Source organism: Pseudomonas sp. RAC1 (assembly GCF_030658255.1).
GTDB lineage: Bacteria > Pseudomonadota > Gammaproteobacteria > Pseudomonadales > Pseudomonadaceae > Aquipseudomonas > Aquipseudomonas boreofloridensis.
On the sequence record NZ_JAUTXS020000029.1, the window covers coordinates 148595 to 167016 of the forward strand.

General features: G+C 65.0%; 19 protein-coding genes. 9 read left to right on the plus strand and 10 right to left on the minus strand.

Annotated features, from left to right (window positions below):
* Window positions 1–141: 141 nt before the first annotated feature.
* Both Q7C30_RS09920 and Q7C30_RS09925 read left to right on the plus strand, forming a co-directional pair.
* Entirely contained in the window at window positions 142–945 is an 804-nt protein-coding gene (locus tag Q7C30_RS09920; protein WP_317871401.1) for a protein-glutamate O-methyltransferase CheR, read from the plus strand.
* A 118-nt stretch (window positions 946–1063) separates the two neighbouring features.
* On the plus strand, window positions 1064–1720 hold the full coding sequence (locus Q7C30_RS09925) for a response regulator transcription factor (RefSeq protein WP_029612855.1): 657 nt from the start codon (window positions 1064–1066) through the stop codon (window positions 1718–1720).
* Here Q7C30_RS09925 and Q7C30_RS09930 read toward each other — a convergent pair.
* The 3 genes from Q7C30_RS09930 to hslO all read right to left on the minus strand — a co-directional run bounded on the left by Q7C30_RS09930 (window position 1710) and on the right by hslO (window position 4905).
* Window positions 1710–2144, minus strand: a complete 435-nt coding sequence (locus Q7C30_RS09930; RefSeq protein WP_029612856.1) for a thioesterase family protein — start codon at window positions 2142–2144, stop codon at window positions 1710–1712. The genes Q7C30_RS09925 and Q7C30_RS09930 overlap by 11 nt on opposite strands.
* A 134-nt stretch (window positions 2145–2278) precedes the next feature.
* The gene (locus Q7C30_RS09935) at window positions 2279–3826 is read right to left on the minus strand and encodes a phosphoenolpyruvate carboxykinase (protein ID WP_317871402.1); all 1548 of its coding nucleotides are present in this window, start codon (window positions 3824–3826) and stop codon (window positions 2279–2281) included.
* A 179-nt stretch (window positions 3827–4005) separates the two neighbouring features.
* Window positions 4006–4905, minus strand: coding sequence for an Hsp33 family molecular chaperone HslO (gene hslO / locus Q7C30_RS09940; RefSeq protein ID WP_295481225.1), 900 nt, complete (start codon window positions 4903–4905; stop codon window positions 4006–4008).
* Between the two features lie 117 nt (window positions 4906–5022).
* Between hslO and Q7C30_RS09945 the strand changes: the two genes are divergently transcribed.
* Window positions 5023–5823 (plus strand): phosphatase PAP2 family protein, encoded by an 801-nt coding sequence (locus tag Q7C30_RS09945; RefSeq protein ID WP_029612858.1) that lies wholly within the window; start codon window positions 5023–5025, stop codon window positions 5821–5823.
* Window positions 5824–5886: 63 nt separating this feature from the next.
* Here Q7C30_RS09945 and Q7C30_RS09950 read toward each other — a convergent pair whose 3' ends face one another.
* The gene (locus tag Q7C30_RS09950) at window positions 5887–6288 is read right to left on the minus strand and encodes a S4 domain-containing protein (RefSeq protein ID WP_029612859.1); all 402 of its coding nucleotides are present in this window, start codon (window positions 6286–6288) and stop codon (window positions 5887–5889) included.
* Between the two features lie 142 nt (window positions 6289–6430).
* Here Q7C30_RS09950 and Q7C30_RS09955 point away from each other — a divergent pair, with 142 nt between their 5' ends.
* Both Q7C30_RS09955 and rimK read left to right on the plus strand, forming a co-directional pair.
* Window positions 6431–6880, plus strand: coding sequence for an ATP-dependent zinc protease (locus tag Q7C30_RS09955; protein WP_205419341.1), 450 nt, complete (start codon window positions 6431–6433; stop codon window positions 6878–6880).
* Window positions 6877–7782, plus strand: a complete 906-nt coding sequence (gene rimK, locus Q7C30_RS09960) for a 30S ribosomal protein S6--L-glutamate ligase (RefSeq protein ID WP_029612860.1) — start codon at window positions 6877–6879, stop codon at window positions 7780–7782. Before Q7C30_RS09955 ends, rimK begins: the two co-directional genes overlap by 4 nt.
* A gap of 35 nt (window positions 7783–7817) precedes the next feature.
* On the opposite strand, the gene Q7C30_RS09965 is transcribed toward rimK, so the two are convergent.
* Together Q7C30_RS09965 and ompR are read right to left on the minus strand one after the other, a co-directional pair.
* Window positions 7818–9131 (minus strand): ATP-binding protein, encoded by a 1314-nt coding sequence (locus Q7C30_RS09965; protein WP_317871403.1) that lies wholly within the window; start codon window positions 9129–9131, stop codon window positions 7818–7820.
* 97 nt (window positions 9132–9228) lie between these two features.
* Window positions 9229–9969, minus strand: a complete 741-nt coding sequence (gene ompR, locus Q7C30_RS09970) for a two-component system response regulator OmpR (protein ID WP_039581411.1) — start codon at window positions 9967–9969, stop codon at window positions 9229–9231.
* 227 nt (window positions 9970–10196) lie between these two features.
* On the opposite strand from ompR, the gene Q7C30_RS09975 reads away from it, so the two are divergent.
* The 4 genes from Q7C30_RS09975 (at window position 10197) to Q7C30_RS09990 (ending at window position 15339) form a co-directional block, all read left to right on the plus strand.
* The gene (locus Q7C30_RS09975) at window positions 10197–12530 is read left to right on the plus strand and encodes a Tex family protein (protein WP_317871404.1); all 2334 of its coding nucleotides are present in this window, start codon (window positions 10197–10199) and stop codon (window positions 12528–12530) included.
* Window positions 12530–12913, plus strand: coding sequence for a PaaI family thioesterase (locus tag Q7C30_RS09980; RefSeq protein WP_317871405.1), 384 nt, complete (start codon window positions 12530–12532; stop codon window positions 12911–12913). Before Q7C30_RS09975 ends, Q7C30_RS09980 begins: the two co-directional genes overlap by 1 nt.
* Before the next feature lie 201 nt (window positions 12914–13114).
* Entirely contained in the window at window positions 13115–14707 is a 1593-nt protein-coding gene (gene gshA / locus Q7C30_RS09985) for a glutamate--cysteine ligase (RefSeq protein WP_317871406.1), read from the plus strand.
* Entirely contained in the window at window positions 14707–15339 is a 633-nt protein-coding gene (locus Q7C30_RS09990; protein WP_317871407.1) for a TetR/AcrR family transcriptional regulator, read from the plus strand. Before gshA ends, Q7C30_RS09990 begins: the two co-directional genes overlap by 1 nt.
* A 36-nt stretch (window positions 15340–15375) precedes the next feature.
* Here Q7C30_RS09990 and Q7C30_RS09995 read toward each other — a convergent pair whose 3' ends face one another.
* Genes Q7C30_RS09995 through ssuD form a run of 4 tightly spaced genes read right to left on the minus strand, consistent with a single transcriptional unit; the run spans window position 15376 to window position 18388 of the window.
* Complete coding sequence (locus Q7C30_RS09995) at window positions 15376–15591, minus strand: molybdopterin-binding protein (RefSeq protein WP_008095172.1); 216 nt, start codon at window positions 15589–15591, stop codon at window positions 15376–15378.
* Window positions 15592–15622: 31 nt separating this feature from the next.
* The gene (ssuB, locus tag Q7C30_RS10000) at window positions 15623–16435 is read right to left on the minus strand and encodes an aliphatic sulfonates ABC transporter ATP-binding protein (protein WP_317871408.1); all 813 of its coding nucleotides are present in this window, start codon (window positions 16433–16435) and stop codon (window positions 15623–15625) included.
* Window positions 16432–17229: an aliphatic sulfonate ABC transporter permease SsuC gene (gene ssuC / locus Q7C30_RS10005; protein ID WP_317871409.1), complete on the minus strand. Its 798-nt coding sequence runs from the start codon at window positions 17227–17229 to the stop codon at window positions 16432–16434. Before ssuC ends, ssuB begins: the two co-directional genes overlap by 4 nt.
* Before the next feature lie 10 nt (window positions 17230–17239).
* On the minus strand, window positions 17240–18388 hold the full coding sequence (ssuD, locus tag Q7C30_RS10010; protein WP_317871410.1) for an FMNH2-dependent alkanesulfonate monooxygenase: 1149 nt from the start codon (window positions 18386–18388) through the stop codon (window positions 17240–17242).
* Window positions 18389–18422 lie beyond the last annotated feature (34 nt).

Below are 18422 nucleotides of genomic sequence, written 5' to 3' on the forward strand. Positions count from 1 at the left end.
CCAGGGCTTAGGGGCCTCCCCGATATGGAGGCCGAGAGTCACTGGATATGATTTCCCATCCGCCATCAGAACACGGGACGCAGGGAATGCGCACGAGCATCGTCGATCCAACATGCCAGCCCGGCCCCGGGAGGCCTTAGGATGACGGACGCCACCTGCCCTCCAGCGCTGGACCAGGCCTGCTTCGAACGTATCCGTCAGCGGGTCTGCCAGGCCACGGGCTATCGCCTGGCCGACGAGCGCCGCGCGGTGGTCGCCAGTCGCCTGCAATCACGCCTTCAACACCACGGCCTGACCAGCTTCGACGCCTATCTCGAACGCGTCGACGAACAGCCCGCCGAACAGGCGTTGCTGTTGAGCCTGCTGATCGCCCGCGACACCTATTTCTTCCGCGAACACCGCCACTTCGAGCATCTGTTCCGCTGGCTGCCGAGCCTGGATCATCCACCGCGCCTGTGGAGCGCCGCCTGCGCCAGTGGCGAGGAGGCCTGGAGCCTGGCCATGGTGGCCGACCAGAGCGTACCGACCGGCTGGGAAGTCCTGGCCAGCGACTACGACAGTGGCTTGCTGCAACAGGCCGCCCGTGGCCGCTACGACCTGTCCCAGGCACGCTATTTCCCTCCTGACTGGATGGGCCGCTACTGCCTGTGTGGTGCCGAGCCCCCTGCCAGTCGTCTACAGATCGCCTCCGGTCTGCGGGAGCGGGTACGCTTCGAGCTCATCAATCTGATCCAGCCATTGCCGGATGAGCTGGGTGAGTTCGACGCGATCCTGCTGCGCAATCTGCTCGCGGGTTTCGACCAGCGATGCAAGGCCGATGTGCTGCTGCGCCTGATGCCCCACTTGCGCCCCGGCGGGCTGCTGATGATCGGTCACAGCGAAAGCATCCACGGCCTGGACCTGCCACTGCGGCCGATACTGCCGTCAGTGTTCGAACGCTTATGATGAACAGCACTGCCGCATCGAACGGCAGACAAGGACTGGTCGCGCTCCCGCGCGGCAGTGCGCTTGTGGATCGAGCAGGCCTGCCGCCCCCCTTCCCTTGCGAAACAGGCCTTGACCCATGCCTTGCCGAATCCTGCTTGCCGACGACTCGCCCCTTTTCCGCGCCGGCCTGCGCGCCCTGCTCGAACAGAAGAAGGAATACGCCGTCGTAGCCGATACCAGCGATGCCATGAGCGCCGTGGCCCTGGCGGAAAAGCTGCGGCCGGAAATCGTCGTGCTGGACATGAACAGCGACACCCTGAACCGCCAGCAAGTGCTGCAAGAGCTGTTCATCCGCGTACCGGGCAGCCGCGTGCTGATGCTGTCAGCGCGCTCGGAACTGGAGCATGTGATGAACTGCCTGCAGCTCGGGGCACAGGGTTTCCTGCTCAAAAGCGCCACGGTCTGCGAATTCGAACAGGCCTTGCAGACCTTGCGCAGTGGCGGTCAGTACCTGTCATCGACGGTGCTGCCGATGGTCATCGGCCAGGCCCTCAAGCACAACCGCAAGCGCCCGGCCAGCCCGGCACAGGCTCCGCTGACCCCACGCCAACTGGAAATCCTGCGCCTGATCGCGCGGGGCGAAAGCACCCGTTCGATCGCCGATGGCCTGGGCCTGAGCGTCAAGACCGTCGAAGCCCATCGCTCGCAGATCATGCACCGCCTGCAGATCCACGATGTCCCCGGACTGGTGCTGTTCGCCGTCCGCGAGGGCATCATCTGCCTCAACGATTGAGCGACAACCCGGCCAGGATCAATTGCAGGGTTTCGGGCAGCGGTGCAGCACGGCCCGTGGCGCGCTCGACGAACACTTGCACCACTCGGCCCATCGCGCAGGCTTCTGACTCACCCGGACGATACAGTGCCAGACGGAACTCGACGGTGCTGCCACCCAGGCGCGAGACACCCAGCGCCACTTCGAGCACATCGGGGAAGCCTGGCAAGGCGAAGAAATCGGCCGCCGAACTGACCACCAACGCCGCCAGCTCGCCTTCACGCAGGTCGAGTTCGGCCTGCTCGACCAGAAAAGCCTGGATGGCGGTTTCGAACAGGGCATGCACGGTGGAGCCGGCCATGTGGCCGTTGTGGTCGTTGTCCTGCGGGCGGGTGAGGATGGGGTGGAAATGCGAGAAGGCACTGCGCTGGATGGACTCGGTCATGGGGTATCCAAAGCGGGTGGCGGGAAAACAAGCTTCCCACATTTGCCCGAAGACACTCCAGAGGCACGCGCAGCACCCTCGCCAGTCACAAAAAAGCCGCCCCGAGGGGCGGCTCTTCGTCGCGTGGAACGCGCTTACAGCTGCGGACCGGCCGCCTTGATGGCGTCGGAGACGTCGAACTTCTTGAAGTTCTCGGTGAACAGCTTGGCCAGGCCTTTGGCGGCCTCGTCGTAGGCGGCCGGGTCAGCCCAGGTGTTGCGTGGGTTGAGCAGTTCGGTGTCGACGCCCGGGACGGCCTTCGGCACGTCCAGGTTGATGATGTCCAGGTGCTCGGTTTCGGCACCGATCAGCGCGCCGCTCTGGATCGCAGCGATCACGGCACGGGTAGTCGGGATGCTGAAGCGCTTGCCAACGCCATAGCCACCGCCAGTCCAACCGGTGTTGACCAGGTAGACCTTGGAGCCGAAGCCTTTGATACGCTTGATCAGCAGCTCGGCGTACTCACCCGCCGGACGCGGGAAGAACGGCGCGCCGAAGCAGGTGGAGAAGGTCGACTTGATGCCGCTGCCCGAGCCCATTTCGGTGGAACCGACCAGCGCGGTGTAGCCGGACAGGAAGTGATAGGCCGCCTGCTCGTTGTTCAGGATCGACACAGGCGGCAGTACGCCGGTCAGGTCGCAGGTCAGGAAGATGACGGCATTCGGCTCGCCACCCAGGTTGGCCTCGGAACGCTTGGCGACGTGCTCCAGTGGGTAGGCGGCACGGCTGTTCTGGGTCAGGCTGACGTTGGCGTAGTCGGCATGGCCGGCCTCGTCGATGACCACGTTTTCCAGCACTGCGCCGTGCTTGATGGCTTTCCAGATGACCGGCTCGTTCTTCTCGGACAAGTCGATGCACTTGGCGTAGCAGCCGCCTTCAATATTGAAAACGACGCCCTCGCCCCAGCCGTGCTCGTCGTCACCGATCAGGTAACGGCTTTCGTCGGCCGACAGGGTGGTCTTGCCGGTGCCGGACAGGCCGAAGAACAGGGTCACGTCGCCTGCCTCGCCAATGTTGGCGGCGCAGTGCATCGGCAGTACGTCAGCAGCCGGCAGCAGGAAGTTCTGCACCGAGAACATGGCCTTCTTCATTTCGCCGGCGTAGCGCATGCCGGCGATCAGCACCTTCTTCTGGGCGAAGTTGAGGATGACGCAGCCATCGGAGTTGGTGCCGTCACGCTCGGGCACGCACTCGAAATTGGCGACGTTCAGCACCTGCCACTGGTCGCGACCGGCCGGGTTGAACTGGCCGTCTTCCGGAGTGATGAACAAGCAGCGGCCGAACAGGTTCTGCCAGGCGGTCTGGGTGGTCATCTTGACCGGCAGGTAGTGCTCCTGGGCAGCACCGACGTGCACGTAGGAAACGAAGTGTTCCTGGGCGTTGTTGAACGCCTCGACGCGGTCCCACAGGGCATCGAACTTGTCGGCCGGGAACTTGCGGTTGATCGGGCCCCAGGCAATGGCGGCAGAGGTGCTCGGCTCATCGACGATGAAGCGGTCAGCGGGCGAACGACCGGTGCGGTGACCGGTTTCCACGACCAGTGCGCCAGTATCGGCCAGCACGCCTTCCTTGCGAGACAGCGCTTGTTTCACCAGCTCGTCGACGCTCAGGTCGGTGTACACGGTGTTGTTGGCTTGCGTCATGAGATACCCCATCCGGCCCGAGGCCGAGTGCTCCAAACGTTTTGTAGTGGTCTGTTTCAAACTACTACAGCGAAAAAAGTGGCCGGATTATGCCAGAAACGCCCAAAAAAAGTAGGCCCCTCCTGTCGTATCTGCGCTTTTGCGCAGTTAGACAGGAGAATCTCCTGTGATGAAGCGTTTCAGTGGAGAGTTTCTGATGCCCCGTCCGTGCCACCGCCAGCGAACAATTGCGCTACATCGGTTGCATCGAAGAGATAGCGCTCGTTGCAGAACTGGCAATCGATTTCCACCGTGCCGCCGCATTCCTCGACCAGCGCCTTGGCATCGGCCTCGCCGAGGCTGACCAAGGCATTGCCGGAGCGCTCTCGGGAGCAACTGCAGCTGAAGCGCAGTGGCTCGACATCGAACAGGCGTACAGCGTCCTCGTGATAGAGGCGGTGCAGCAGGGTTTCGTTGTCCAGCGCCCACTCCTCGGCCTTGAGGGTACTGGCCAGGGCCACTACATGCTGCCAGCTCTCGTCACGCGCTTCGTCATCGGGCTGGCGATCGCGCGGCAACTGCTGCAACAACAGGCCACGGGCCTTGCCGGCGGAGGCATCGAGCCAGAAGCGGGTGTTCAACTGCTGGGACTGCACGAAGTAGTTGGTGAAGCACTCGGACAGGTTCGCGCCATCCAGGTCGACGGTGCCCTGGTAGCGCTGGCCTTTGATCGGATCGATGGTCAGCGTGAGGTGACCGTCGGGCATCAGCTCGGCGAGGCCGGCCTCGTCGGCGATCTGGTCGGCCTCGTAGCGGGCCATGCCGCGGATGTCGCGCTCGCCCGAGCACTCGACCATGAGCAGCGGGATAGGGCCTTGCGAGCGCGCCTGGAGAATCAGCAAGCCGTCGAACTTGAGTGCACCGACCAGGAGCGAGGTGGCGGCCATCAGTTCACCCAGCAGCGTGGCGACCGGCTGCGGATAGGGATGACGCGCCAGCACCTCGCCGTAGCTGTGGTCGAGGGAAACCCATTCGCCACGTACGTCGCGGTCTTCGAAAAGGAAGCGTTGGGTGAAATCGGTGTCAGGTAAATCGCTCATGGTTTCCCGGCTATCTGAATATTCTGAAAAGGATGACAAAATGATTGCAAGAGCCTACAAAGGCCCGTCGAAAGCGCCCACAAGGCACTTAATTCAAGCTGGCGATCGAGGTATTTTATGGATAATCGGCCACTGTTCCAACCAAGGTGGTCCTGGGGACCACTGGCATTCTGCACCCTGCTGCCTATTGCACTACTGTGTTTCTGGTTGTGGCCGTTTGGCCAGATCCTGTTTCTGACTTTCGACGAGTGGCTGTTCCGCAGCCTCAACACGCCATTGGCCGACAACGCCGTGTGGCGCTGGATCTGGACCGTGGGCAGCCTGCGGCCCTTCGATATCGTCGTCGGCCTGATCCTGCTCGCCTTGCTGATCAAGGGCGACTGGGTGTTCAAGGCCGTTCAGGTTCGCCAGGCATTCTTCGGCTTTTTCGTCAGCCTGCTGCTGTTAGTGGTGGTGCGCGCGCTGTTTTCCAAGTGGGTCGATGCATCCGGTTGGCAGCATGACAGCCCGTCGATCGTGTTCGACGACGCCGTGCGCCTGAGCCAGTACTACCCGCACCTGGAAGAGCACTGGGAACTGAAGGACCGGTCGAGCAAGAGCTTCCCAGGCGATCACGCCTCGGTGTTGCTGCTCTGGGCACTGTTCATGAGCCTGTTCAGCCGACGCCTGGTCCAAGCCCTGGCGATCTGGGCCCTGGCCACGCTGTTCATGCTGCCACGGCTGGTGGCCGGCGCGCACTGGGGCCAGGACGACTACGTCGGCGGGCTGGGCATGGCCGTGCTGGCACTGGGCTGGACCGTACACACGCCGCTGGCGGCCAAGGCCAGCACGGCGCTGTTGCGCTGGACCGCGCCGCTGTTCCGACTGCTGGGCAAGCTGCCGCTGATTGGACGCATGAGCGTGATTCGCGGCGCCTGAACCGCGTCTTGTCGGTCAACCGCGCCAAGCCAACGGCGCGGCTGACCGCACGGGTGAAATCGCCTAGTCGAAACTGCCCTGCAACTGATGAATCTGCCGGCGCTGTTTCTTGTTCGGCCGTCCATCGGTGGTCATCCCCACCGCGCCCGCCTTGCGCAGCTCGGCCGCCTGCTGACGACGCTGCAGGCTCTCGGCGGTTTCCTCGTAAAGGGTCTGCGCCTCAGGCGCGCCGCGCCGTACCAGCGACAACGCCTTGACCACCACGGTCTTTTCATCGAATCCGGTGCGCAGCACGAATTCATCGCCCACCCGAGGTTCCTTGCCCGGCTTGCAACGCTCGCCGCGACAGTGCACCTTGCCACTTTCGATGGCCGCCTTGGCCAGCGCGCGGGTCTTGTAGAAGCGCGCTGCCCACAGCCACTTGTCCAGGCGTACCTTGTCGTCTTCTTCCGACTTTTGTGCCATCTCTGTACCTCGAATTCTGTCTTTAACCGAACTGTACTACCGTAGCTGTCGGATGCAAAAAGTCCGTGTGATGCTTACAGTTCACCACCTCGTTCGCAGGCTGTGCTAATTGAAAACATTTGATCATCTGACAGTGATTGGCCTGCGCGAATGGATCGCCTTGCCCAACCTCGGCCTGGCAGGCCTGCGCGCCAAGATCGACACCGGCGCCAGCACCTCGAGCCTGCATGCCACCGACATCGAGCCGTTCGAACGCGATGGCCAACCCTGGGTGCGCTTCACCGCGCACCTGGGCTCGGTGGTGCAACTGCGCCACCGCCGCTGCGAGGCGCCGTTGGTGACCATGAAGACCATCAAGAGCTCCAACGGCCACGCCCAGACCCGCTATGTGATCCGCACGCCGCTGGCACTGGGCGATCGGGTATGGGAGGTGGAGTTCACCCTGGCCTGTCGCAAGAGCATGCGCTACCGACTGTTGCTGGGATCGAAGGCGCTGGTGCACGGTCAACTGGTAGTGAACCCGGGCCTTAAGTACGTCCAGGACAAACCGGCCTTCGTGGCCACCCTCCCCCCTGTCACAGGTGCTGCATGAAGATCGCCGTGCTTTCGCGTAATCCGCGTCTGTATTCCACCCGCCGGCTGGTCGAAGCCGGCATCCAGCGCGGTCACGAGATGGTCGTGATCGACACCTTGCGCGCCTACATGAACATCGCCAGCCACAAGCCGCAGATCCACTACCGTGGCAAGCCGCTGGAGGGATTCGATGCGGTAATCCCGCGCATCGGTGCCTCGGTCACGTTCTACGGCTGCGCCGTGTTGCGCCAGTTCGAGATGATGGGGGTCTATCCGCTCAACGAGTCGGTGGCCATCGCCCGCTCGCGGGACAAGCTGCGCTCGCTGCAGTTGCTGTCACGGCGCGGCATCGGCCTGCCGGTCACCGGCTTTGCCCACTCGCCTGACGACATTCCCGACCTGATCCAGATGGTCAACGGCGCCCCGCTGGTGATCAAGGTGCTCGAAGGCACACAGGGCATCGGCGTGGTGCTGTGCGAGACCACCAAGGCCGCCGAGTCGGTGATCGAGGCGTTCATGGGTCTCAAGCAGAACATCATGGTCCAGGAGTACATCAAGGAAGCCGGCGGCGCCGACATTCGCTGCTTCGTGGTGGGCGACAAGGTGATCGCCTCGATGAAGCGTCAGGCCAAGCCAGGGGAGTTCCGCTCCAACCTGCACCGAGGCGGCGTGGCCAGCCTGATCAAGATCACCCCCGAAGAGCGCATGACCGCCATACGCGCGGCCAAGGTCATGGGCCTGAGCGTGGCGGGTGTGGATATCCTGCGCTCCAACCACGGACCGCTGGTGATGGAGGTGAACTCGTCACCGGGTCTGGAAGGCATCGAGGTCACCACCAGCAAGGATGTGGCCGGGATGATCATCGAGCATCTGGAGAAACATGGCGGGCCGAATCAGACCCGCACCAAGGGCAAAGGGTGATCCACAGGGTTCGCGGCGCAGGCCGCGAACCCGCCTCACACCGCGTTGCGCGGCAACAACAAGCCCAGCGGCAGGCGCACGCGAGCCTCGATACCCCCGCCGGAGCGGTTACGCAACTCCACATTGCCGCCATGCTGCGCCGCAATACGCTTGACGATCGCCAGCCCCAGGCCTGTCCCCTTGCCACCGCGTGCGCGATCGCCACGGATGAACGGGTTGAAGATGGTTTCCAGCTCGGACTCTTCGATACCGGCACCGCGGTCCAGCACACTGAGCACCACATAGGGCGCGCTCTGGTCGCCCGACACGTAAGCCGCCACTTCCACACCCTGCCCGGCGTGGTGCAGGGCATTGCCGATCAGGTTGCCGAGCATGCGCTTGAGCGAGACGCGCCGCAGCGGGAACGGCGGGATCGGCTCCAGGCACAGACGCACCCGCTCCTCAGACTGGTTGTAGGGCGCGACCACTTCGCGGATCAAGTGCTCCAGGTCGACTTCCTCGACCGGCTCGTCGCGGCCGTCGCGGATGAACGCCAGGAACTGGTCGAGGATGGCGTCCATGTCTTCGATGTCGCGCACCATGTCCTCGCTCAACTCGCTCTCGTTGCCCATCAGCGACAGCGACAGGCGCAACCGGGTCAGCGGCGTGCGCAGGTCATGGGAGACCCCCGCCAGCATAAGCTCGCGCTCGCGCCCGGCCTGCTCGACATCCTCGGCCATCTGATTGAAGGCACGGTACACCTCGGTCATCTCGCTGGGCGTATCGCTGATGGGCAGGCGCACGCTGCGGCCCTGACCCAACTGGCGGGCGGCGAACACCAGGCGCTTGAGCGGCTGGTTGAGCTGGCGCACGAAGATCCAGGCCGACGCCGTGGACAGCAGGCCGATCGCCAGGAACCAGCCGAGTACGTTCCAGATTTTCTGGCCCCGCAGCGGGTGCGGGTACAGCGGCACCTTCAGCCAGCCCGGGCCCAGGCTCGGCGCGTTGACCCACAGTGCCGGCGGGGCATGCACACGCAGGCGCACTTCGGTGTCCTCGCCCAGCTCGGCCTGCATCTGCCGCTGATAGATCTCGCTGTAAGGCCAATGCTGTTCGCCTTCGGGCACGCCCGCGCCGGTGACCCGGATCAGCCCGGCCGCTTCGGCGATCTGGTCGCGGTTTTCCTCGTCTGCCGCCCAGTAGGCGCGCAGGGTGAGGGCCACGCCGTGGCTGTACTGGCGATCGACCAGCACGTCCTCGTTCATCAATAGATAAACCAGGGTCAGGGCCTTGGAGAACAGCACGACGATCAGCACCAGCCACAAGGTGCGGGCGAAGAAGCTTTGCGGAAACCAGAGGGGCGTTTTCATCAGGAGCACTGCTGCGAAGCGGGAACAGGAAGGCCGGCGACCACAGACGAAAACAGGGCGACCCTTGCGGGTCGCCCTGCCGCGTCATGGCAGAGGCTCATTTGCCGGCATTTCCATCCGGCACGAAGACGTAGCCCACACCCCATACCGTCTGGATGTAACGGGGTTTGGACGGGTCGGGCTCGATCATCCGGCGCAGGCGCGAGATCTGCACGTCGATGGAGCGCTCCAGCGCGTCCCACTCGCGGCCGCGGGCCAGGTTCATCAGCTTGTCGCGGGTCAGCGGCTCGCGGGCGTGCATGACCAGCGCCTTGAGCACGGCGAACTCGCCGGTGGTGAGCATGTGCACTTCGTCGCCACGGGTGAGCTCGCGCGTGGCCAGCGACAAGGCGTAGTCGCCGAAGGTCACGACCTCGTCCTCGCTGCCCGGCGCCCCGGGCACGCTCGGCGCCTGACGGCGCAGCACCGCCTTGACCCGCGCCACCAGCTCGTCAGGGTTGAAGGGCTTGGCCAGGTAGTCGTCGGCGCCCAGTTCCAGGCCTTTGATGCGGCTGAGCTCATCGCCCTTGGCGGTGAGCATGATGATCGGAATCTGGTTGTTCGCCGCGCGCAGGCGGCGGCAGGCGGAGAGGCCGTCCTCGCCAGGGAGCATGAGGTCGAGCACCACCAGGTTGAAGACTTCACGGGCCAGCAGGCGGTCCATCTGCTCGACGTTGGGCACGGCACGGGCGCGGAAGCCCTTGCTGGTGAAGAAACGCTCCAGCAGACTGCTCAGCCCCGGATCGTCGTCCACGATGAGAATCTTTTCGCCTTCAGCATTGTTTGCGGTGCTGGTCATCAATAACTCCTCTGAGATCGCCGCGCATTATGGCGTAGCCATTGCAACGCGTGCCGTGTGCATTGTTAGCAGATTTTTCCCCCGGCGCCACTTCCCCGCCACGCGCATGGCCCAGCGCTATCACCGCAAGCCGGACGCGATCGGTATAATGCGCCGCTTTCATCCAGCGCCGTCGGGCTAAAAGTGCCGCCGCGGCCTCATGCATTCACATTTGTCAGGTGGTTCTCATGGACAGCATCAACAGCCGTATCGCCGAGGAACTGGGCGTACGCCCACAACAGGTGGAAGCGGCCGTAGGCCTGTTGGACGAAGGCTCGACCGTGCCCTTCATCGCCCGTTACCGCAAGGAAGTGACCGGCAGCCTGGACGACACGCAACTGCGCCACCTGGAAGAGCGTCTGCGTTACCTGCGCGAACTCGACGAGCGCCGCGCCAGCATCCTTTCCAGCATCCAGGAACAGGGCAAGCTCACTCCCGAACTGTCCCGCGAGATCGCCCTGGCCGACACCAAGACCCGCCTCGAAGACCTGTACCTGCCGTACAAGCAGAAGCGCCGCACCAAGGGCCAGATCGCCCTGGAAGCCGGCCTCGGCGAGCTGGCCGACAGCCTGTTCGACGACCCGCAACTGAATCCGGAAGAACACGCAGCACGCTTCGTCGATGCCGACAAGGGCGTGGCCGACGTCAAGGCCGCGCTGGAAGGTGCCAAGTACATTCTCATGGAGCGCTTCGCCGAAGATGCCGCCCTGCTCGACAAGCTGCGTGGTTTCCTCAAGCACGAAGCGGTGCTCACCGCACGCGTGGTGCCGGGCAAGGAAGAAGAAGGCGCCAAGTTCCGCGACTACTTCGCCCATGATGAACTGCTGCGCAACGCCCCGTCGCACCGCGCCCTGGCAATCTTCCGTGGCCGCAACGAGGGCGTGCTGAGCGCCTCGCTGAAGGTCGGCGAGGAACTGCCGGGCACCCTGCACCCTTGCGAGGTGATGATCGGCCAGCACGTGGGCGTCGAGAACCGCGGTCGTCCGGCCGACAAATGGCTCGGCGAGGTGGTGCGCTGGACCTGGAAGGTCAAGCTCTACACCCACCTGGAGACCGACCTGTTCGGCGAGCTGCGCGACAACGCCGAGGGCGAGGCGATCAACGTCTTCGCCCACAACCTGCACGACCTGCTGCTGGCCGCCCCGGCCGGGCCGCGCGCCACCCTGGGCTTCGACCCGGGCCTGCGCACCGGCTGCAAGATCGCCGTGGTCGATGCCACCGGCAAGCTGCTGGACTACACCACCGTGTACCCGCACGCCCCGAAGAACGAGTGGGACCGCACCCTGTCGATCATGGCCGCGTTGTGCGCCAAGCACTCGGTGGAACTGATCGCCATCGGCAACGGCACCGCCAGCCGCGAGAGCGACAAGCTGGTGGCCGATCTGGTCAAGAAATACCCGGCGCTGAAGATCACCAAGGTCATGGTGTCCGAAGCCGGCGCCTCGGTGTATTCGGCCTCCGAGCTGGCCGCCCGTGAATTCCCTGACCTGGACGTGTCGATCCGTGGCGCCGTGTCGATCGCCCGCCGCCTGCAAGACCCGCTGGCCGAGCTGGTGAAGATCGATCCTAAATCCATCGGCGTCGGCCAGTACCAGCACGATGTGTCGCAGGTGAAATTGGCGCGCGGCCTGGACGCGGTGGTCGAGGACTGCGTGAACGCCGTCGGCGTGGACGTCAATACCGCCTCGGTGGCGCTGCTCACGCGCATCTCCGGCCTCAACGCCACCCTGGCGCAGAACATCGTCGCGCACCGCGATGCCAACGGCCCGTTCGCCACCCGCGCGGCATTGAAGAAAGTCAGCCGCCTCGGCGAGAAGACCTTCGAACAGGCCGCCGGCTTCCTGCGCGTGATGAACGGCGACAACCCGCTGGATGCCTCGGCGGTGCACCCGGAAGCTTATCCACTGGTGCAGCGCATCGCCGCCGGCACCGACCGCGACATCCGCTCGCTGATCGGCGACAGCAGCTTCCTCAAGCGCCTGGACCCGAAGACCTTCACCGACGAGACCTTCGGCCTGCCCACCGTCACCGACATTCTGCAGGAGCTCGACAAGCCCGGCCGCGACCCACGCCCGGAGTTCAAGACCGCCACCTTCCAGGACGGCGTCGAAGACCTCAAGGACCTGGAGCCGGGCATGATCCTCGAAGGCGTGGTGACCAACGTCACCAACTTCGGCGCGTTCGTCGACATCGGCGTGCACCAGGACGGCCTGGTGCACATCTCGGCGCTGTCGGAGAAGTTCGTCAAAGACCCGCGCGAGGCGGTCAAGGCGGGCGATGTGGTCAAGGTCAAGGTCATGGAAGTGGATATCCCGCGCAAACGCGTCGGCCTGTCCATGCGCATGGGCGATACTCCGGGCGAAAAAGTCGAAGGCCAGCGTGGCGGCGCACGCGGCAAGGGCGACAAGAGCGGCAACCGCCCGCAGCAGGCCACACGCCCGCGTGAAACCGTCAGCGCAGCGCCAGCGAACAACGCCATGGCGGCGCTGTTCGCCAACGCCAAGCAGTTGAAGAAGAAATGATGGAGGTGCCTCGGGAGTACGTCGAGAGCGCCTTCAGCCAACTGCTGGGCTGCCGTCTGCAGCACCTGGAAACGGGTGTGGCGACCGTGGCTCTGGCGCTGACGCCACCGCTGCGCAACCGCGGCCAGAAGCTGCACGGCGGGGCGATCTTCAGCCTGGTCGACATCGCCATGGGCCTGGCCTGCTCGGCCAGCCATGGCTTCGACCAGCAGAGCGTGACCCTCGAGTGCAAGATCAACTACCTGCGCGCCGTCAGCGACGGCGAGGTGCTGTGCACGGCCAGGGTAATCCATGCCGGGCGCCGCACCCTGGTGGTCGAAGCCGATGTAACCCAGGGCGACAAGCGAGTGGCCAAGGCGCAGGGAACCTTCGCGGTTCTCTAGCTCACCAAAGGATAACTGCGGTATGTTGCCGGCATCGAGCCATTGGGGTCGTTTGCCAGTCCTTCGCGCCTATGGCGCGCAGGACCCATGCAAAGCCCCGGTTGCACCACCGGAACCGCGTAAACCAGGCGACAACGCCAGTTCCTTTGTACCTACCCTTGTAGACCGTCATCCCTACCCCCATATCGGGGCGACCGACGCGTGAAGGAATACACCTTGAGCGACCTCCTCAATCGCCGCCTGAGCTTGCTCGGCAACCACCTCCCGCTGCTCAAGCAGTGCCTGCACGGTATCGAGCGCGAGTGCCTGCGGGTGACCGCCGAAGGCCGTCTGGCCCAGACCCCGCATCCCGAAACCCTGGGTTCGGCGCTGACCAACGAGCAGATCACCACCGATTATTCCGAGTCGCTGCTGGAGTTCATCACTCCGGCGCTGGCCGACCCGGCCGAGGTGCTCGACAACCTCGAGCAGGTCCACCGTTTCGTCTACACCCAACTGGGCGACGAGTACCTGTGGAGCCCGTCGATGCCCTGCGCGCTGCCGGCCGAGGAAGACATTCCGATCGCCGAGTACGGCACCTCCAACATCGGCAAGCTCAAGCACGTGTACCGCAAGGGCCTGGCCCTGCGCTACGGCCGCACCATGCAGTGCATCGCCGGCATTCACTACAATTTCTCGCTGCCCGAAGCGCTCTGGCCCCTGCTGCGCCAGGACGAGGCCAGCGCCGAAAGCGACCGCGACTACCAGTCGGCCGCCTACATCGCCCTGATCCGCAACTTCCGGCGCTATAGCTGGCTGCTGATGTACCTGTTCGGCGCTTCGCCGGCCCTGGACAAAGGCTTCCTGCGTGGCCGTGCGCACCAGCTCGAAGAGCTGGACGGCGAGACCCTGTACCTGCCTTACGCCACCAGCCTGCGCATGAGCGACCTGGGTTATCAGAGCAACGCTCAGGCCGGCCTGACGCCGTGCTACAACAACCTGGCCAGCTACACCGACAGCCTGCGCAAGGCCGTCGGCACGCCCTACCCGCCCTATGTCGAGGTCGGCACCCATGTCGACGGCGAATGGGTGCAGTTGAACACCAACATCCTGCAGATCGAGAACGAGTACTACTCGAACATCCGCCCCAAGCGTGTCACCTACACCGGCGAGCGGCCGATCCAGGCCCTGACCGCGCGTGGCGTGCAGTACGTGGAAGTGCGCTGCCTGGACATCAACCCGTTCCTGCCGGTGGGCATCGACCTCACCGAAGCGCGCTTTCTCGACGCTTTCCTGCTGTTCTGCGCCCTCGACGAGAGCCCGCAACTGGAGAACGGCGAATGCAACCAGTGCTCAGGCAACTTCCTCAGTGTGGTCAAGGAAGGTCGCCGACCAGGTCTGGAACTGCAGCGTGACGGCCAGCCGATCACGCTCAAGGCGTGGGCCAGCGAGCTGCTCGGCCGCATCGGGCAACTGGCCGAACTGCTCGACCGCGCCCACGGCAGCGACGAACACGCCACAGCCCTGGCCGAGCAGCAGGCCAAGGTCGACGACCCGGAGCTCACGCCGTCCGCCCAAGTACTGGCGCGCATGACCGAGCACGACGAGTCCTTCGTCAAGTTCGCCCTGCGCCAGAGCCAATTGCACGCCGACAACTTCCGCCAGCAGCCGCTGCCAGCCGAACGCCAGCAGGCGTTCGAAACCCTGGCGCGCGATTCGCTGGCCGAGCAGTCGCGCCTGGAGCAGCAGGAAGTGGGTGACTTCGACCTGTTCGTCGGCGCCTACCAGGCCAGCATCCTGGCCATCAGCAACTGATGAGCCGCGCCGCCGTCGCCCGCAAACCGCGCGCCAGCAGTCAGGCGAGGATCGCCACGATCCTCGCCGCGGCGCGCGAACTGCTGACCGACGGCGGCGTCGGCGCCCTCTCGATCTACAGCGTGGCCGAGCGGGCGCAGATCCCGCCCTCGTCGGTGTATCACTTCTTCGCCAGCGTGCCGGCGTTGCTCGAAGCCCTGACCGCCGATGTGCACCGGGCCTTTCGCGAGGCCCTGAACGCCCCCATCGACAGCCACGGGTTCGCCACCTGGCATGAACTGTCCCGCTTGGTCGAGCAGCGCATGCTCGCCATCTATCACCAGGACGCCGCCGCGCGGCAGTTGATCCTGGCGCAGCATGGACTGAGCGAAGTGGTGCAGGCCGACCGGCAGCACGACATGGAGCTGGGCAAGCTGATGCACAAGGTGTTCGACCAGCATTTCCACCTGCCGGTGATGCCGGCGGATGTCGATGTGTTCGCCTTGGCGATGGAATTGAGTGATCGGGTGTACGCGCGCTCGGTGCAGTTGCACGAAGCGATCACCCCGCGCATGGCCGAGGAAGCCCAGCGGGTGTTCGAGGCGTATCTGGGGCTTTACCTGCCCCCGTTTCTGGCCAAGCGTATCTTCTGAGGTACTGGGGCCGCGTCGCGGCCCCTGATACCCGCATCACAGCTTGGCGATGGACACCTCGGTCGATTTCACGAAGGCGATCACCTCGCTGCCGACCTGCAGTTCCAACTCCTTGACCGAACGCGTGGTGATCACCGAAGTGACGATACCGGAGGCGGTCTGCACGTCGATTTCCGACAAGACCGGACCTTCGAGGATTTCTTTAACGGTGCCCTTGAACTGGTTGCGTACGTTGATCGCTTTGATGGTCATGGGATGCTTCCTTCTCTTTGGCTTCGGGGGTTCAGTGAGCCCAACGCAATTGCGTGGGCAGAGGGGCGACAGGTTCCGCTGCCGGCGGGGTGCCGGGTACCGAAAGGACACGGTCGAGCACTGCGCTTTCCAGCAAGGCCAGGCGCTGGGAACCTCGCGCCCGGGGCCTTGCCAGGTCGACGGCGAGGTCCAGACCGACCTCACCGTCCTCGATCAGGATCACCCGGTCGGCCACGGCGACGGCCTCGCTGACGTCGTGGGTGACCAGCAGTACGGTAAAGCCGTGCTCACGCCAGAGGCGCTCGATCAGTTGCTGCATCTCGATCCGGGTCAGGGCATCCAGCGCACCCAGTGGCTCGTCGAGCAGCAGCAGACGCGGTTGATGGATCAGCGCCCTGGCCAAGGCCACGCGCTGCTTCTGTCCGCCGGACAATGCGGCGGGCCATTCATGGGCACGGTCCGCCAGACCGACCTGCGCCAGCGCCTGCAATGCCCGCGGGCGCCAATCGCCCTTGAGGCCAAGGCCGACGTTGTCGATGACCTTCTTCCACGGCAGCAGCCGGGCGTCCTGGAACATCAGGCGAGTTTCTTCGCGCGCTTGCTCCAGCGGCGCCGCGCCAGCGAGCAGGTCGCCGGCACTGGGTCGATCGAGGCCGGCCAGCAAGCGCAGCAGGGTGCTCTTGCCGCAGCCCGAGCGCCCGACGATGGCAACGAACTGGCCGGCCGGGATGTGCAGGTCGATGCCCCGCAGCACCTCACGCTGACCGAATGCCTTGCGCAGGCCCCGGGCCGCCAACGGAATGCCGCGCAGCAGGTGCGGCGGTTGCTTCTCGAGCACGCTCATGCGCCCTCCTTCCTGGCCACTTGGTAAGCGGGATGCCAGCGCAGCCAGACCCGTTCCAGCCCGCGTGCAGCCAGGTCGGCGAGCTTGCCGAGCACGGCGTACAGGACGATGGCCAGCACCACCACGTCGGTTTGCAGAAACTCTCGGGCATTCATCGCCAGGTAGCCGATCCCAGCGTTGGCCGAAATGGTTTCGGCGACGATCAGGGTCAGCCACATGAACCCCAGGGCGAAGCGCACGCCGACCAGGATCGACGGCAGCGCGCCGGGCAGGATGACCTGACGGAACAGGGCCAAGCCCGACAGCCCGTAGCTGCGCGCCATCTCCACCAGGGCCGGGTCGACGTTGCGGATGCCGTGGTAGGTGTTGAGGTAGATCGGGAACAAGGTGCCCAGGGCGACCAGGAAGATCTTGGCCGACTCATCGATGCCGAACCACAGGATCACCAGGGGGATCAGCGCCAGGTGCGGCACGTTGCGGATCATCTGCACCGAACTGTCGAGCAGGCGTTCACCCCAGTTGGACAATCCGGTGATGAAGCCCAGCACCAGGCCGATGCTGCCGCCGATGACGAAGCCCACGGCAGCGCGCCAGCCGCTGATCGCCAGGTGGGTCCACAGCTCGCCGCTGCGCACCAGTTCGACCCCGGCGGCCACCACCGCGCTCGGGGCGGGCAGGATGCGCGTGGACAGCCAGCCGGCACTCACCGCCAGTTGCCATACCGCCAGCAGCAGCACCGGCAGCGCCCAAGGCGCCAGGCGCTGGCTCAAGGTGGAGGACGTTGCACGACTCATCAGGCGCCCCTCAACTCTGCGACACGGATTTGGGCAGGATGTCGTTGGCCACCATCTCGCCGAACGGACTCACGTAGCCGCCCGCCTTGACCGGTTCCGGGCGCTGCACGTCCAGGTGCGGGAACAGCAGTTCGGCGACGCGATACGACTCCTCCAGGTGCGGATACCCGGAGAAGATGAAGGTATCGATGCCCAGGTCCGCGTATTCCTGCACCCGCGCTGCCACTGTTGGGCCGTCGCCGACCAGCGCAGTGCCGGCACCGCCGCGCACCAGGCCGACACCGGCCCACAGGTTGGGGCTGACTTCCAGGTTGTCGCGCCGGCCCTTGTGCAGCGCCGCCATGCGCTGCTGGCCGACCGAGTCGAAGCGCGCCAGCGAAGCCTGGGCGCGGGCGATGGTGTCGTCGTCCAGGTGCGAGATCAGCCGCTCGGCGGCGGCCCAGGCCTCGGCATTGGTTTCCCGCACGATCACATGCAGGCGGATGCCGAAGCGCACTTCGCGGCCCTGGGCCTTGGCTTTCTCGCGCACCGCTGCGATCTTCTCGGCCACGGCCGAAGGCGGCTCGCCCCAGGTCAGGTACAGCTCGACCTGCTCGGCGGCCAGGTCCTGGGCGGCCTCGGACGAGCCTCCGAAATACAGGGGCGGGCGCGGTTGCTGGATCGGCGGGTAGAGCAGCTTGGCGCCTTTGACCTGCAGGTGCTTGCCGTCATAGTCGACCACCTCGCCTTCGAGCACCTTGCGCCAGATACGGGTGAACTCCACCGACGCCTCGTAGCGCTCCTGATGGTTCAGGTGCAGGCCGTCTCCCGCCAACTCGTCGGGGTCGCCGCCGGTCACCAGGTTGAACAGCGCGCGGCCATTGGACAGGCGATCCAGCGTTGCCGCCTGGCGCGCCGCCACGGTCGGCGAAATGATGCCTGGGCGCAGGGCGACGAGAAACTTCAGGTGCTGGGTCACCGGAATCAACGACGCAGCCACCAGCCAGGAGTCCTCGCAGGAGCGACCGGTGGGGATCAGCACGCCACCGAAACCGAGGCGGTCGGCCGCCTGGGCGATCTGGGTCAGGTAACCGTGGTCGACGGCGCGGGCGCCCTCGGTGGTGCCCAGGTACTTGCCGTCACCGTGGGTGGGCAGGAACCAGAAAATGTTCAGACTCATTGGAGTGGTCTCCTCAAAAGGGGCAGGCACCGTA

Excerpts from the sequence above, each read along its gene's own strand:
- Q7C30_RS09975 (WP_317871404.1), top strand. The coding sequence starts at position 10,197 with ATGGACAGCATCAACAGCCGTATCGCCGAGGAACTGGGCGTACGCCCA.
- hslO (WP_295481225.1), bottom strand. The coding sequence starts at position 4,905 with ATGAGCGATTTACCTGACACCGATTTCACCCAACGCTTCCTTTTCGAA.
- Q7C30_RS09925 (WP_029612855.1), top strand. The coding sequence starts at position 1,064 with ATGCCTTGCCGAATCCTGCTTGCCGACGACTCGCCCCTTTTCCGCGCC.
- Q7C30_RS09935 (WP_317871402.1), bottom strand. The coding sequence starts at position 3,826 with ATGACGCAAGCCAACAACACCGTGTACACCGACCTGAGCGTCGACGAG.
- Q7C30_RS09920 (WP_317871401.1), top strand. The coding sequence starts at position 142 with ATGACGGACGCCACCTGCCCTCCAGCGCTGGACCAGGCCTGCTTCGAA.
- ssuD (WP_317871410.1), bottom strand. The coding sequence starts at position 18,388 with ATGAGTCTGAACATTTTCTGGTTCCTGCCCACCCACGGTGACGGCAAG.
- Q7C30_RS09995 (WP_008095172.1), bottom strand. The coding sequence starts at position 15,591 with ATGACCATCAAAGCGATCAACGTACGCAACCAGTTCAAGGGCACCGTT.
- Q7C30_RS09930 (WP_029612856.1), bottom strand. The coding sequence starts at position 2,144 with ATGACCGAGTCCATCCAGCGCAGTGCCTTCTCGCATTTCCACCCCATC.
- Q7C30_RS09950 (WP_029612859.1), bottom strand. The coding sequence starts at position 6,288 with ATGGCACAAAAGTCGGAAGAAGACGACAAGGTACGCCTGGACAAGTGG.
- rimK (WP_029612860.1), top strand. The coding sequence starts at position 6,877 with ATGAAGATCGCCGTGCTTTCGCGTAATCCGCGTCTGTATTCCACCCGC.
- Q7C30_RS09980 (WP_317871405.1), top strand. The coding sequence starts at position 12,530 with ATGGAGGTGCCTCGGGAGTACGTCGAGAGCGCCTTCAGCCAACTGCTG.
- Q7C30_RS09965 (WP_317871403.1), bottom strand. The coding sequence starts at position 9,131 with ATGAAAACGCCCCTCTGGTTTCCGCAAAGCTTCTTCGCCCGCACCTTG.
- Q7C30_RS09990 (WP_317871407.1), top strand. The coding sequence starts at position 14,707 with ATGAGCCGCGCCGCCGTCGCCCGCAAACCGCGCGCCAGCAGTCAGGCG.
- ssuC (WP_317871409.1), bottom strand. The coding sequence starts at position 17,229 with ATGAGTCGTGCAACGTCCTCCACCTTGAGCCAGCGCCTGGCGCCTTGG.
- Q7C30_RS09945 (WP_029612858.1), top strand. The coding sequence starts at position 5,023 with ATGGATAATCGGCCACTGTTCCAACCAAGGTGGTCCTGGGGACCACTG.
- ssuB (WP_317871408.1), bottom strand. The coding sequence starts at position 16,435 with ATGAGCGTGCTCGAGAAGCAACCGCCGCACCTGCTGCGCGGCATTCCG.
- ompR (WP_039581411.1), bottom strand. The coding sequence starts at position 9,969 with ATGACCAGCACCGCAAACAATGCTGAAGGCGAAAAGATTCTCATCGTG.